This is a genomic window from Methylotuvimicrobium sp. KM1, from assembly GCF_044788715.1.
In the GTDB taxonomy this organism is placed as follows: domain Bacteria; phylum Pseudomonadota; class Gammaproteobacteria; order Methylococcales; family Methylomonadaceae; genus Methylotuvimicrobium.
This window is the reverse complement of the sequence record NZ_CP173170.1, coordinates 2,774,350-2,787,853: the sequence shown is the minus strand read 5'-3', so window position 1 is coordinate 2,787,853 and position 13,504 is coordinate 2,774,350. Positions and strand designations below refer to the sequence as shown.

At 48.9% G+C, this 13,504-nt stretch carries 14 protein-coding genes; 8 read left to right on the top strand and 6 right to left on the bottom strand.

What is annotated here, in order from left to right; all coding sequences use genetic code 11:
- Nucleotide 1 precedes the first annotated feature (1 nt).
- From purF to ACINK7_RS11875, 4 genes are all read left to right on the top strand, one after another.
- On the top strand, nt 2–1,510 hold the full coding sequence (gene purF, locus ACINK7_RS11890; protein ID WP_404355384.1) for an amidophosphoribosyltransferase: 1,509 nt from the start codon (nt 2–4) through the stop codon (nt 1,508–1,510).
- Between the two features lie 58 nt (nt 1,511–1,568).
- Nucleotides 1,569–2,759: an O-succinylhomoserine sulfhydrylase gene (locus ACINK7_RS11885; protein WP_404355382.1), complete on the top strand. Its 1,191-nt coding sequence runs from the start codon at nt 1,569–1,571 to the stop codon at nt 2,757–2,759.
- A gap of 126 nt (nt 2,760–2,885) precedes the next feature.
- On the top strand, nt 2,886–3,446 hold the full coding sequence (locus ACINK7_RS11880; protein WP_404355380.1) for an SRPBCC family protein: 561 nt from the start codon (nt 2,886–2,888) through the stop codon (nt 3,444–3,446).
- An 11-nt stretch (nt 3,447–3,457) separates the two neighbouring features.
- Nucleotides 3,458–4,423 (top strand): cytochrome D1 domain-containing protein, encoded by a 966-nt coding sequence (locus ACINK7_RS11875; RefSeq protein ID WP_404355378.1) that lies wholly within the window; start codon nt 3,458–3,460, stop codon nt 4,421–4,423.
- A gap of 312 nt (nt 4,424–4,735) precedes the next feature.
- Here the strand turns inward: ACINK7_RS11875 and sufT are convergent, their stop codons facing one another.
- From sufT to ACINK7_RS11850, 5 genes are all read right to left on the bottom strand, one after another.
- Nucleotides 4,736–5,284 (bottom strand): putative Fe-S cluster assembly protein SufT, encoded by a 549-nt coding sequence (gene sufT, locus ACINK7_RS11870; RefSeq protein WP_404355377.1) that lies wholly within the window; start codon nt 5,282–5,284, stop codon nt 4,736–4,738.
- Between the two features lies 1 nt (nt 5,285).
- A complete protein-coding gene (locus tag ACINK7_RS11865) occupies nt 5,286–6,026 on the bottom strand; it encodes an SDR family NAD(P)-dependent oxidoreductase (RefSeq protein WP_404361445.1) in 741 nt (246 codons plus the stop codon).
- Nucleotides 6,017–6,697: an HAD family hydrolase gene (locus tag ACINK7_RS11860; protein WP_404355375.1), complete on the bottom strand. Its 681-nt coding sequence runs from the start codon at nt 6,695–6,697 to the stop codon at nt 6,017–6,019. Before ACINK7_RS11860 ends, ACINK7_RS11865 begins: the two co-directional genes overlap by 10 nt.
- A gap of 2 nt (nt 6,698–6,699) precedes the next feature.
- Nucleotides 6,700–7,407, bottom strand: coding sequence for a bifunctional 2-polyprenyl-6-hydroxyphenol methylase/3-demethylubiquinol 3-O-methyltransferase UbiG (gene ubiG, locus ACINK7_RS11855; protein ID WP_404355374.1), 708 nt, complete (start codon nt 7,405–7,407; stop codon nt 6,700–6,702).
- An 80-nt stretch (nt 7,408–7,487) separates the two neighbouring features.
- Complete coding sequence (locus ACINK7_RS11850) at nt 7,488–8,798, bottom strand: TRZ/ATZ family hydrolase (RefSeq protein ID WP_404355371.1); 1,311 nt, start codon at nt 8,796–8,798, stop codon at nt 7,488–7,490.
- 107 nt (nt 8,799–8,905) lie between these two features.
- Between ACINK7_RS11850 and mtnA the strand changes: the two genes are divergently transcribed.
- Together mtnA and cysZ are read left to right on the top strand one after the other, a co-directional pair.
- Complete coding sequence (gene mtnA / locus ACINK7_RS11845) at nt 8,906–9,937, top strand: S-methyl-5-thioribose-1-phosphate isomerase (RefSeq protein WP_404355369.1); 1,032 nt, start codon at nt 8,906–8,908, stop codon at nt 9,935–9,937.
- Nucleotides 9,937–10,668 (top strand): sulfate transporter CysZ, encoded by a 732-nt coding sequence (gene cysZ, locus ACINK7_RS11840; RefSeq protein ID WP_404355368.1) that lies wholly within the window; start codon nt 9,937–9,939, stop codon nt 10,666–10,668. The genes mtnA and cysZ overlap by 1 nt, the downstream gene beginning before the upstream one ends.
- Before the next feature lie 343 nt (nt 10,669–11,011).
- On the opposite strand, the gene ACINK7_RS11835 is transcribed toward cysZ, so the two are convergent.
- On the bottom strand, nt 11,012–11,668 hold the full coding sequence (locus ACINK7_RS11835) for a pyridoxamine 5'-phosphate oxidase family protein (protein WP_404355366.1): 657 nt from the start codon (nt 11,666–11,668) through the stop codon (nt 11,012–11,014).
- Between the two features lie 455 nt (nt 11,669–12,123).
- Here ACINK7_RS11835 and ACINK7_RS11830 point away from each other — a divergent pair, with 455 nt between their 5' ends.
- Together ACINK7_RS11830 and ACINK7_RS11825 are read left to right on the top strand one after the other, a co-directional pair.
- Entirely contained in the window at nt 12,124–12,666 is a 543-nt protein-coding gene (locus ACINK7_RS11830) for a hypothetical protein (protein ID WP_404355365.1), read from the top strand.
- 230 nt (nt 12,667–12,896) lie between these two features.
- Nucleotides 12,897–13,322 carry a hypothetical protein gene (locus tag ACINK7_RS11825; protein ID WP_404355363.1) on the top strand — a complete coding sequence of 142 codons (426 nt, stop codon included), beginning with the start codon at nt 12,897–12,899 and terminating at the stop codon, nt 13,320–13,322.
- Nucleotides 13,323–13,504 lie beyond the last annotated feature (182 nt).

Here is a 13,504-nt window from a genome sequence, read left to right as displayed (position 1 = left end):
CATGTGTGGTATTGCCGGTATTGTTGCTCATAACAACGTTAATCAAGAACTGTATGATGCGTTGACCGTATTGCAGCATAGGGGGCAGGATGCGAGCGGCATCGTGACCTGTGAAAATGGACGATTGCACTTACGTAAGGACAACGGCCTGGTTCGGGATGTTTTTACGACCAGTCAAATGTTAAAGCTCAAGGGTAATATGGGCATCGGTCATGTGCGCTATCCGACCGCCGGATGCACGAGCTCGGCCGAAGCGCAGCCTTTTTATGTGAATTCGCCGTTCGGCTTGACGCTGGCTCATAACGGTAATTTAACCAACACCGAAGCATTGAAGCACGTCTTATTCTTAGAAGATCAACGTCATATCAATACCGACTCCGATTCCGAAGTATTGCTCAATGTGTTTGCGCACGAATTGCAGCAACTACGCAAGTTGGAATTGACTGTGGACGATGTTTTTACCGCGGTTTCCAGGGTTCATCAGCGTGTTCGCGGTGCATACGCGGTCGTCGTAATGATAGCCGGCTTCGGTATTCTAGGCTTTCGCGACCCGCATGGTATTCGGCCTATCGTATTCGGCGAAAGAAAATCCGATAAAGGCAGCGAATTCATGATCGCTTCCGAAAGCGTCGCGCTGGATGTCTTGGGCTTTGATCTGATTCGGGATATCGATCCCGGAGAGGCTGTGTTCATCGAGGAATCGGGTGCCTTGCATACCAAGCAATGTTCCGATTTCGTCGATCATTGTCCTTGTATGTTCGAATATGTCTATTTTGCCCGTCCCGACTCGATCATCGATGATATCCAGGTTTATAAGGCCCGCTTAAGAATGGGTGAAAAATTGGCCGAAAAAATTATGCGGATTTGGCCGGATCACGATATCGATGTGGTGATTCCAATTCCCGATACCAGTCGAACCGCGGCATTGCAGCTAGCTAATAAACTGCACGTCAAATACCGAGAAGGTTTTATCAAAAACCGTTATATCGGACGGACGTTCATCATGCCGGGGCAACAAAAGCGAAAAAAATCGGTCAAGCAAAAGCTCAACGCGATCGATTTGGAATTCGACGGTAAAAATGTTCTGCTAATCGACGACTCGGTCGTCAGGGGAACAACTTCGGAACAAATCATACAGATGGCCCGGGAAGCCGGGGCTAAAAAGGTGTATTTCGCATCGGCCGCGCCACCGGTCAGATATCCGAATGTTTACGGTATCGATATGCCGGTGGTCGAAGAATTAATTGCGCACGGTCGTACCGAAGACGAGGTTTGCGAAGCGATTGGAGCGGATCGTTTGATTTATCAGGATCTTGAGGATTTGATCGAGGCGGTAAGGAAAGGTAATAGGGATATTCGGCATTTCGATACATCGTGTTTCAGCCGCGAATATATTACCGGCGATATCGACGATGCGTATTTGGAGAATGTTCAAGCCTTGCGTAACGATGATGCTCAGGCAAAAAGAAATTCGGAAAATTTTATTATAGAAATGCAGAATTCAGACTGAGCAAAGTTTATGCTCGAAACATATAAAAAAACGTCTCGCCGGTTAGAATAGGAGCAACATGAAAGATACCGATTGGAACGATTATTCGCTCGAAACTCAGGCCATTAGAGCGGGGCATCGGCGCACGGGCGAAGCAGAACATAGCATTCCGATATTCATGACGTCCAGTTATGTGTTTGACAGCGCGGAAGAAGCCTCATTGAAGTTTACCGGCCAAATTCCCGGTAATATCTACTCCCGCTTTACCAATCCGACTGTCAATGCATTCCAGGAAAGATTGGCCTGGATGGAAAAGGGTGAGCGTTGCTTGGCTTTTGCGTCGGGCATGGCTGCGATCATGGCGGTCGGCATGGGCTTGCTAAAATTGGGCGATCATGTGGTGGTGTCGCGTGGCGTATTCGGCAATACCGTGTTGATGTTTCAAAATTATTTTGCCAAGTTCGGCGTTGAGAGCGATTTTGTCGCCTTAACCGATTTGGCTGCTTGGGAAGCGGCGATCAAACCGAATACCCGTTTTTTGTTTTTGGAGACGCCGTCTAATCCATTGACCGAAATCGCCGATATTCAAGCGCTTGCCGACTTAGCGCATCGGCATGATTGCTTACTGATTGTCGACAATTGTTTTTGTACGCCGGCACTGCAAAAACCGCTCGAATTGGGTGCCGATATTATCGTCCATTCGGCGACCAAATATATCGACGGTCACGGTCGCTGTGTCGGCGGCGCTGTTGTCGCTTCCGATGAAATCATCGAAAAGGCCATCTATCCTTATTTGCGCACAGGCGGCGCTTCGATGAGTCCCTTTAATGCCTGGGCTTTTCTGTCGGGGCTCGAAACGCTAGCACTGCGCATGGAAAAACATTGCGCCAATGCTTTGGATTTAGCTCGTTGGTTGGAAAGGCAACCGGGAGTGGAAAGGGTTCACTATCCGGGTCTGGTATCGCATCCGCAACATGAATTGGCGAAACGTCAGCAAAGCGGATTTGGCGGTATCGTGAGTTTTGAATTGAAGGGCGGCAAAGAGCCGGCCTGGAATTTGATCGATTCGACGCGCATGATTTCGATTACGGCAAACCTGGGTGACGTCAAAAGCACAATCACTCATCCTGCGACCACCACACATGGCCGTCTGTCGCCTGAGGCGCGGGACGCTGCGGGAATCAGGGATGGTTTGGTGCGTATTTCGGTCGGTCTCGAAAACATCGAGGACATCAAAAAAGATTTGTCGGCAGTGAATGCTTTTGTTTAACTCATGAATTCAGGAAAAATTCAGGTGTTTTTTTGCAGAATAAACCCTCGACTCGTTTTTAGCGATCGGTGTTTTGGCATATAATAGCCAGCTATCTTTTCACTTTTCCGCAATAGGAAGTCAATAATGAAAAAATTCACGCTCTTAGTTTCAGCTTTGTTTTTGTTTGCAGCCGGCGCCCATGCTCATGGCCCGGTGCGTCAGAAAGTCAAGCAGGATATCACCATTAATGCACCGGCTGATAAAGTCTGGGCGTTGATTAAAAACTTCGACGATATGTCATGGTTGCCGGCAGTGGCCAGCACAACCGGTGAGGGCGGCAACAAAAAAGGCGCAACTCGTGTTTTGACGCTAAAAGACGGGGGCACGATTAAAGAAGAATTGAAAAAGCATGACGATAAAAAAATGAGTTATGCCTATAAAATCAAAGATATGAGTGCTGCGAAAACGATATCGCATTCCGGTCAAGACGAAGAGGTGCCGGTATTGCCGGTCAGTAACTATGCTGCCAGCATCGACGTCAAGGCTAAAGGCGATAAAACGCAGGTAATCTGGAAAGCCGGTTACTACCGCGCATACATGAACAACAACCCACCGGAGGAAATGAACGAAGAAGCGGCCAACACTGCCGTTAACGCGATTTTTAAAGAAGGATTGGAAAATCTGAAAGCCTTGGCCGAAAAATAAGGTTGTTTGCGGTGTTTTTAACGCATGCCAAAAACGCGGCGGCTTTGGCCGCCGCGTTTTTTTTATCCCTGCCATTGGCCGCCGCCGCGCCGCGCGCCTATATCACTAACCAACTCGGCGATAGTGTATCGGTAATCGACACTGCGTCGAATACGGTTATCGAAACGATTACAGTGCCCGGCAAACCCGCCGGAGTAGCTGTTTCTCCGGATGGTAGCCGCGTGTATGTCACGACGCCGGAATCGGGCGAAATGGCCGTGATCGATACTGCTACTAACAAACTGGTCGCTCAGGTTCCGGTCAGTGCCGGCGCATTGGGCATCACGACGGACCGGACCGGCAAGACGGTTTTCATCGCCGACTGGTACAAGAACATCGTGTCGGTGATCGACGCCGAAAGCCTGCAAGTTAAGAAAACGATTCCGGTTGGACAATCGCCGTCCGGTCTTGCGGTAAGCCCCGATAACCGTTGGCTCTATGTCGCCAACCGGCTCGATAATTCGGTGTCGCAAATCGATCTGGAAACCTTGCGCATTCGTAATACGACCAAGGTCGGCGAGCATCCGTTCGGATTGACGGTCGACAGCACCGGAGAAAGGATTTATGTGGCCAATGTCGAGAGCGACGATGTTACGGTGTTAGGTCGGGATCACCTCAAGCGAATTGCGACCGTTAAAGTTAAAATGCTGCCCTATGCGGCGGCATTGGCGCTCGACGACAGCCTGTTGTTCGTGACGAATCAGGACGACGGTACGGTTTCGGTGATCGATACCGAAACGCTGCAGGAAAAAGCCGTGATCAGCGTCGGCGACAAACCCGAAGGCATCGGCACGTTGCCCGACGGTCGCCATGTCTATGTCGCGAATTGGTTCGATGACAATGTATCGGTCATCGATGCGTTGAGTCTTGAAGTGATCGATACGATCGAAACGGGCGGCGGCAGCCGGGCCTTCGGCCAGTTTATCGTCGGCGATTGATTATATACCCATCGTAGATCAAAATTCGGCGCCTGGGTGTCCGCTAAAGGACGCCGTGAATACGTCCCTGTAGGCTCTATGCCAGCTCCATGCTGGCAAAGCCTTTATCGGACACCCAGGCGCCTCCTCTTGATCGAAAAAAACCATCTAAGAATAAAAGATATGGGGTGTGTCTATCGAGGACCGCCGTAAACCCATCCACGGGGGCTTGAGGGCAGCTCCCTACTGCCGACATCCTCGCTAGCCACACCCTATACCTTCACAAAATTAGCCATTTTTTGAGTATAAAGGGAGTAGAGAGAATAATTCCGCTCAAAACAAGCCGAGTTGCACTTGGGCGACTTCGGACATCATGTGCCTCGACCAGGGCGGGTCCAGCACCACTTCAACATTGACTATCTCGACCCCGGGCAGCGCGCGTATCGCTTTTTCGACATCGCTTTGAATGACGGGGCCCATGCCGCAGCCGGGTGCGGTCAACGTCATTTGAATGTCGACCCTGTTTTTGCCTTCCCCGGTCGGTGTGACCACGCAATTATAAACTAGTCCCAAATCGACGATGTTGACGGGGATTTCCGGGTCATAGACCGTTTTCATGACCTCCCAACAGTTTTTCTCGACTGCGTCAGGATCCGTATCGCGGACCAAGGTATGGAGCTCATGAGGTTCTTTGCCCAAGGCGTCGGCGTCGGCGCTATTGATGCGCACCATGTGTCCGTAGTCGGTGACAACCGTGTAGTTGTTACCTAGGGATTGATGGATCGTGACGACGGTTCCTTTGCTCAAGGTGCCGTTATTGCCGTCGGGAATCGTGACGATATTGACATCCCGCGTTAAAACGATGCTTTCTCTTTCTGCCATGCTAATTCGTTGGTTGTTGCTTAAAGGTTTGCGCGTCGATGATTCGACCGGTTAGACCGATACTCTCGGCGCTGAAAAGATAGGTATATATCTCATTTAATGAGGACATTGCCGGGAGCAGGCTTTTATCCTCGGCCGGGTAGGCTTTTTTTCGAAATGGCGAATCGATAGGCCCCGGAATCAAGGTGTTAACTCTGATTTTTCCTTCCGACTCCAGCTCTTCCGCCAGTATCTTAGCCAAGCCTTCCAGGGCGATTTTCGATACGCCGTAAGACGCCGAATAGGCTTGGCCGGTTCTCGCCTTGGAATCGGATGTAAATACAATGGCGGCGGAATCGCTTTTTTGCATGACCGGCAACAAGACTTTACATAATATAAAGGGCGCATTCAGATTGACATTCAACGAATGCCCCCAGTCCTTGGTTTTATGTAAGACTAAAGGCTCGAATGCACTGAATTCGACAGCTGAATGCAATAAGCCATCCAGCGAACCGTATTTTGCTTCGATGCGGTCGGCGAGTTCCTGGTAATCGTTTTCGTTTGCGCCGGCCAAATCAAAAGGGTACATGATGGGTTCCGGTGCGCCGGCTGCGACGATTTTGTCATAAACCGTTTCCAGTTTGGCGATAATTTTGTCCAGTAAAATTACCTGAGCGCCTTGTTTGGCGAGAGACAAAGCAGCCGTACCGCCAAGGCCTCCGCCTGCGCCCGTGATCAAAATAACCTTTCCTGTTAATTGCATAGTGTTGATTTTATCCATGAATCGATTTGCCTGGGATGTTCAATCAAGGCATCGGCGCCCCAGTTCTCGGGAACATCCTCCGGTTTTAGATAGCCGTATAACGCCGCCAGGGTTTTCATGCCGACATTTCTTCCGGCTTCGATGTCGTGGCTCGCGTCGCCGATATAAACGCACTCGTGTGGTGTCACTTCGGCCAGTCGGCAGCCTTCCAGCATCGGTTCGGGATGCGGCTTGCTGTTGCCGGTGCTATCGCCGCTGACGATACAGGCAGCTCGTCGCGTCAGATCGAGCGCTTGCATCAACGGATCGGTGTAGCGTTTGAGCTTATTGGTTACGACCCCCCATTTAAGACCTTGTGATTCAATGGTTTCGAGTAGTTGGGGCATGCCGTCGAAAAAAACCGTGAATTCGGCGATATTGTGTTGATATCGGTCGAGCATTGTTTTTAGAATCGCCTGCCGAATGTCATCACTGACGGTATCGCCAATGCTGGCTTTAACCATCGCCGCAGCACCATATGAGATATAGGGCTTAACCGATTCTTTTGGGGCATTCGCAAAGCCGTGTTCAAGTAAAGCATGATTCAAGCAGGCAATTAGGTCCGGTGCGGTATCGACCAGTGTTCCGTCGAGGTCGAATAGCACGCAAGAAAGTTTAAAATCGCAGACCATAGTCAGTCGACTCGTTTGAAAGCGGCAAGATAATTAACGTCGATGTCTTTACCGAGACTGAAGCGTTTGGTTAACGGATTGTATTCGATGCCTGCCATGCTTTGTAATTCGAGCCCGGTTTCGCGTGCCCAGCGGCTCAACTCAGAAGGTTTAATAAAGGTTTTGAAATCGTGCGTTCCTTTAGGCAGCATTCTCAATACATACTCAGCAGCAACAATGGCCAATAAATAAGCTTTCGGCTTACGGTTCAGCGTCGAGAAAAACACCGTGCCGCCGGGCTTAACCAGTTTCGCACAGGCTCTGACGATAGATGCCGGGTCGGGTACGTGTTCGAGCATTTCCATGCAAGTCACATGGTCGAAACCTTCGGGTTGTTCATCGGCCAAGGCTTCGGCGCTAATTTTTCGGTAATGCGCGTTGACGCCGGATTCCAGGCCGTGTAGGTCGGCGATATCGATCAATTCCTCGCTCAAGTCGATGCCGAGTACATCAGCGCCGTTTTTGGCCAGGCCTTCGGAGAGAATACCGCCTCCGCAACCGACATCCACGATACGCTTGCCGTTAATTTCCGCATGTTCTTGCATGAAACGGATTCGTAGCGGGTTGATATCGTGTAAAGTTTTGAACTCGCCGGAAACATCCCACCAGCGTTCCGCGAGCGAGCCGAATTTATTGATTTCGTGAAGATGTACGTTTTCTGTAACTGTCATGATAGTGAACCGGTTAGGTTGAATAATTGTATACTATATTACTTGGTTATTACCAGCGGCGGATTTAACGGCATTATGAATTACCGAGACAAGCGCTGCCGCCATAAGTCGATTTTGAGTGTTAAATCGGCTAGGTCAAGCGTTGTCAGACGTCTTTGTTTCAATATGCGTTTGCCGGTTACCCAAACGTCGGTAACGTTTTGTCGGCTTGCCGCGTAGACGATTTGTGAGACCGGACAATATAAAGGTTGGGTTTCGATCCCGCTCAAATCGATCGCCGCGATATCGGCCGATTTTCCGATAGCCAACGATCCGATTTCGTCGTCGAGGCCCAAGGCTTTGGCGCCGTTGATCGTTGCCATTTTAAGCGCGGTCATGGCCGGTATCGCTGATGCGTCGTTCGCGACGGCTTTCCCTAGCAGCGCGGCGCTCCGCATTTCGCCGAGCATATCCAAGTCGTTATTGCTGGCGGCCCCGTCTGTACCCAGCGCGACATTGATTCCTGCATCGAGGCATTTCGCGACCGGGCAAAAGCCGCTAGCTAGTTTCAAATTGGATTCCGGGCAATGAACGATATGCGCTCCTGACTGGGCAAACAGCTCGATTTCACTGTCAGTTAATTGCGTCATATGCACGGCGATAAACGAGGGATTGATCAGGCCAAGATCGTTCAATCTTTCGATTGGGCGTTTACCGTTTTTTTCATAGGCCTCATCGACTTCGTGCCGGGTTTCGTGAACATGCATGTGTACCGGCACATCGAGTTCGTCTGCGAAAGTTCTGACTTTCTGTAAAGGTTCATCCGAGACCGTGTAAGGTGCATGCGGCGCGAACGGCGTTATGATCAATGGCTCATGGCGGAGGCGGTCGTGCAGTTCCAAGCCTTTTTCGATATAACGGTCGGCGTTTTCGGCCCAGGCGGACGGAAAATCGATGAGAATCATGCCGATGCCGGCGCGTATGCCGTGATGTATCGCCTGCTGCGCGGTGATTTCCGGGAAAAAATACATATCGTTAAAACAGGTCGTGCCGCCGCGTATCATTTCGGCGATCGCGAGATCAGTGCCGTCCCGGACGAAAGCCTCGCCGACCCACTGGTGTTCGAGCGGCCAGATATGATTTTGCAGCCAGTCCATTAAATGTAAATCGTCGGCAATGCCGCGCAATAGCGTCATCGCGGCATGAGTGTGGCAGTTGATCAGACCGGGAATGAGGGCGTGACGGTCGAGATTCTCCACCAAATCGGGCCGGTATTTTTGCGAGGCTTCCGTTGTCGGCAATAGGTCGACGATACGACCTTTGTCGATAATCAACGTATGATGCTCGTAGGTTACGGATGCCGGCTCAACGGGTATAATCCAGCGGGCATTGATAGCAATATCGACTTTCATGAACGGTTTCCAAATTAAATTAATAGCCTGCGTGCAATGTGTGCCGACAGCATGCATCGCAAGATAAAACCGAATTATAACTTTTTTTCCGACCTATTCGATAAACAATGACTGAACCCAAACAATTAGCGGTACAAGCCCTGCAATGGACAGGCGATTCGTTAAAAGTCCTGGATCAAAGGCTGCTTCCTAAAACAATCGTTTATGAAGACTACCGCGATGCGCTGGGAGTCGCTGAAGCGATCAAAACGATGTGTGTGCGCGGAGCGCCCGCTATTGGTATTGCGGCGGCTTACGGTGTGGCGTTATCGGTGAAGCAGCATTATCACGATCGTTCTGTAAATTGGTCTGATAAAGTGTTTACTGATATCGAAAGGCTGGCGGCATCGCGCCCGACCGCAGTCAATTTATTTTGGGCTTTGGACCGGATGAAAGCGCTTTTAAATTCCCAGCCGGAGGATCCAGTGGCGGCAACACAAGCCTTGGCTATACAAATTCATCAGGACGATATTGCCGCGAATCATCGAATAGGCGAGTTGGGCGCCGAAATTATCGGTGGGACTAAAGGCGTTTTGACGCATTGTAATGCCGGCGCCTTAGCGACAGGCGGCTACGGTACCGCGCTCGGCGTGATTAGAAGCGCCTGCCGGCGAGGCTTAAATAAAGTCTTTGCCGGAGAAACTCGCCCTTGGTTACAAGGCGCCCGACTAACCGTTTGGGAATTGGCTCAAGACGGCATTGCGGCGACTTTGATAGCCGATTCGGCGGCCGCCTGGTTAATGAAGTCGGGCGCGGTCGATTGGATTGTCGTCGGTGCCGATCGAATCGCCGCAAATGGGGATACTGCAAACAAGATCGGCACCTATTCGCTGGCGGTGTTGGCAAAACAACATGGCATAAAGTTAATGGTAGCGGCTCCATTTTCGACGATCGATTGGAATCTTGCCGATGGTAGCGGTATTGAAATCGAACAGCGTGCATCGAATGAGTTGTTACCGGATAGTTATAATCAGGAATCCTTGGTCAGCGCTTGGAACCCGGTGTTTGATGTGACGCCGGCCGAATTGATTGCAGCGATCGTGACCGAACGCGGCGTGGTATTGAATCCATCAGAAAATAGTATGGGGGGACTGAAATAATGAAGTTTTCCAAAAAAGGCAATAATCCGGCGTGGGCCGTGAGTTGTTTCTTTCGTGGCTTGCGTTGGGCGCTTAAGCCGGAGTTGCGAAAATTTATCGTGATTCCGGTTTTGATCAATCTCGTCCTTTATAGCGCGGTGTTGGTACTCGGTTATTATTATGTGGCCGACCTTATAGCATATTTTATCCCGGACTGGTTGTCATGGTTAAGCTGGGTTTTGTGGCCGCTGTTTTTTCTTAGTTTTTTTATCGCCGGTTTTTTCACGTTTACTATTGTGGCGAATGTGATTGCGGCGCCCTTTTACGGCACATTGTCGGCAAAATCGGCGGAACTCATTACGGGCCGAAAGCTTGAGATTGGCGAGCACTCCATCAACAAAATCATCCTGGCCGAATTCAAGCGCTTCGGTTATTTGGGTAGCAGGGCATTGCCGTTATTAATTGTATCGATCATTCCCGGCATCAATATCGCGGCGCCTTTTTTATGGGGTTTGTTTGGGGCTTGGGGTGCGGCATTGGAATACATGGCTTATCCATTGGAGAATGCCGGTTTGTTATTTTCTGAGCAACGTAAAATACTTAAAAGCATTCGTCTAGGTTCGATGAGCTTCGGTGGCGTCACGATGTTAGGTTTAACCTTGCCGATAGTAAATATCATCGTCGCGCCGGCCGCAGTGATTGGGGCGACTATTTATGTGTTGCAGGCTGGGGAGGGCGAGACTCCGCAATGAAGCAAGGGTTAGTGCTAAGGATAGCGCAATGTTCTGGTATTGCGAGACAGAGCTTTAAAAGTGCAAGCTATTTTTTACAGCGTGTTAAATCGTAGCTTTCTTTATTTTCGGCAAAATCGATCGTCCCCGGAAAGTGCTTGCCGAGGTTTCTTTTTCCTAGCCTCCATTCGCCGCATACGGTGAGATAAGGCAAAAAAGGAAGAGGGAACTTTAACTTTGACACTTCCTTTTTTGATGGGCATTGAGCGCATCCTGATTCATTTTTATGTCAAATATAAGGTCTGCCCCCTTAACCTTCTGCTGGATTTGAAGATAATGATGACAGGGTTCTTTAGTTTTGAAATCATCCTTCTCCTTTCATCACCTTCTCTCCGTATTCTTCCAGAGTAATAGTGCCTCCCAGTTTTTCCGCAAGACCTTGTTCTGAAGCGGGAAGCGCATCCTGTACCGCATCGATGCGTTTCCATTGTGGAATGGGTGTTTCATTGTCGGATTGAGGGACGTATTTTGACTTTTCAATGCGCTGCATGCGGTGGATATAGCGTGGGCAATTGATGAATATCTCGCCGATTTTGACTCTGACGATCATGTCTGCTCCGGGGTATTCCGATAGCAATGAGTCGCTTTCTTGAATCGATGCCTCGCCGTGCACTCGGATACGGTGCGGCGTTTCAAAGTCGATGAACAACATACCAATCTTGGGATTGCCTTGAATATTGCCCATCGACAGAAACATGCCGTTGCCGTCATAACTGGGGAAGGCTAACGTTTGAGGATCGACAACGCGAACCAAACCCGGATTGCCGCCCTTGTAGGAACAGGTGGGATAGCCTCGGTGGTCGATCGTGGTCAAGAAGAAAAAGTCTCGGCTTTCGATGAAAGGCTGATGTTGTTCGTTGATTTGATTTTCGACGATCAGCTCCTGTACCCGGTCGGCCAGATTGCGCGTATCATGCCGGTCTTGCAGTTGCCGATGCTGTTGACTGTAAATATCATTCATTAATCGGTTCTCTCAAAATAGTTCTACGGCTTATTCTGCCATAATCTTTCCAGAAGGATAAAACAAACCTGGGTGTTTGATTCAATTCTAACAAGTTCAGGATTTCGTGAAAAATAACTTCCTGGAGCTATGAGTTTTGTAGCGGGTTCGGAAACTCGCTTGACAGGAAACCGTGAATACGTCTGTGTAGGCTTGACGGCAGCGTTCCCTCCTGCCGACATCCTCGCTAGCCACACCCCATATCTTCATGAAGTTAGTCTTTTTAAGTATAAAGGGAGTAAAAAAACAGGCTCACGACCTGATCACTGCCTTTTTATTGAGGTCTTTTAGCTATCGCAAGTTCTGCTTGCTCAATTGCCGCTTCCCTAGCCAGGGAAGCGGCCGCAGACGATTTCATGCATACCAATTCGGGTAAAAAAGTGCATACTGCTGATTTATTCTAAGAGGAATTTTTCATGATGATGTATCGAATTCAATTCCAAACAGTCTCGTCATTGCTCGCCAAACCAAGGAAGATTCCTGTCATGGTCTTTTTGTGTTATCTGATATTTATATGCGCAACCAATTATTGCCCTGAAGCTCGCGCAGCCGAAGATGGATATATCTATGAATATAAGGGCGAGGTTTATCGTTATTCTGTTTTAGAAACTGGTGAAAACTACACTTTTACATTCGATAAAAACCCAGGCGAAATAAGCGAAAAACTAAAAGCCGTTTATCATGTGCTCCAGTCCGTTTTCGGCGATTCCAGTATCGAAAAAAGACATAGTGAGGCCTACACTAAAGAAAGAGCCAAGTGCTATGTTTTTGATAGCTCTTTTTACACTTATACTGCATGCTTTCTTCCCAATGAATTCTCTACAACAAATAGTGACCGCTTTTGGGGGTATGTTACCCAAATACCTAATTGGAAGTGGCTAGTGACCTGGAATCTGCTACCTGCTGTTCTGGCATTTGGTTTGTTCTTTTATATAGGGGCTAAACGAAAAAGCAGTTAAAAGGTATCCTAGGAAATACACATTCAGATTGTTGTGTGTGTATAGGCTTTTAGCTAAATTTGAACCTGAAAAGAGCAGTTGGCATGTGAGTATTCAGTCCCACGGCCATTCTCGTTCCTATGCTCTGCGTGGGAATGCTAGAGGGTGTGAATAATTCCGCAACGGAAGCAGGTTTTGGTGGAGGTTAAGAGGAAATTGAGGTAGGTTTTTACATTTGGGTGAGGTGTGATATGAATTGTATTGGTTACCGTAGCGGTTATAAATATCAACTTAAACAAGATTATAGGTTACCTAATATTGGCATTGCTCCCAATCAAGCAATAGACATCCAGTTTATTCAACTTGATGCCTCTGGTAATTTGCTGATTAGATCAGGTTATGCTTGGGATGGTGCGTCGGGTCCAGCTATCGATACTAAAAACATTATGCGTGGTTCGTTGGTACATGATGCGCTTTATCAACTAATGCGGTATGGCTTATTGAGCATGGCCGCTCATAGAGACCCTGTCGACAGATTATTACAGCGCATTTGTATTGAAGACGGTATGAATAAGCTACGCGCACGGTGGGTTTATGAGGCGGTGAAGCGATTTGGCAAGCCGGCTGCCGAACCTTCAAAAAATCACCCTGTAATTTGGGCGCCGAAGAAATGTTAATGTAGAGGTTTTTATATCCATCGTATTTACAAATTCGGCACCGGGGTGACCGTCAAATGACGCTGTGAATACGTCCATGTAATTTCATAGCTCACTGACTCTTAAATAAATTAGGTGCTGGGGCCCTTAGTGCCGAATTTTGATCTTCGGGTATAAAACTGAGAAACGTTGTAACTAACTAA

Bases quoted from the DNA above. Each gene is read 5' to 3' on its own strand.
- ubiG (WP_404355374.1), bottom strand. From the start codon at position 7,407: ATGACAGTTACAGAAAACGTACATCTTCACGAAATCAATAAATTCGGC.
- ACINK7_RS11880 (WP_404355380.1), top strand. From the start codon at position 2,886: ATGAAAAAATTCACGCTCTTAGTTTCAGCTTTGTTTTTGTTTGCAGCC.
- ACINK7_RS11850 (WP_404355371.1), bottom strand. From the start codon at position 8,798: ATGAAAGTCGATATTGCTATCAATGCCCGCTGGATTATACCCGTTGAG.
- ACINK7_RS11860 (WP_404355375.1), bottom strand. From the start codon at position 6,697: ATGGTCTGCGATTTTAAACTTTCTTGCGTGCTATTCGACCTCGACGGA.
- mtnA (WP_404355369.1), top strand. From the start codon at position 8,906: ATGACTGAACCCAAACAATTAGCGGTACAAGCCCTGCAATGGACAGGC.
- cysZ (WP_404355368.1), top strand. From the start codon at position 9,937: ATGAAGTTTTCCAAAAAAGGCAATAATCCGGCGTGGGCCGTGAGTTGT.
- ACINK7_RS11835 (WP_404355366.1), bottom strand. From the start codon at position 11,668: ATGAATGATATTTACAGTCAACAGCATCGGCAACTGCAAGACCGGCAT.
- ACINK7_RS11885 (WP_404355382.1), top strand. From the start codon at position 1,569: ATGAAAGATACCGATTGGAACGATTATTCGCTCGAAACTCAGGCCATT.
- ACINK7_RS11825 (WP_404355363.1), top strand. From the start codon at position 12,897: ATGAATTGTATTGGTTACCGTAGCGGTTATAAATATCAACTTAAACAA.
- sufT (WP_404355377.1), bottom strand. From the start codon at position 5,284: ATGGCAGAAAGAGAAAGCATCGTTTTAACGCGGGATGTCAATATCGTC.
- purF (WP_404355384.1), top strand. From the start codon at position 2: ATGTGTGGTATTGCCGGTATTGTTGCTCATAACAACGTTAATCAAGAA.
- ACINK7_RS11865 (WP_404361445.1), bottom strand. From the start codon at position 6,026: ATGCAATTAACAGGAAAGGTTATTTTGATCACGGGCGCAGGCGGAGGC.
- ACINK7_RS11830 (WP_404355365.1), top strand. From the start codon at position 12,124: ATGATGATGTATCGAATTCAATTCCAAACAGTCTCGTCATTGCTCGCC.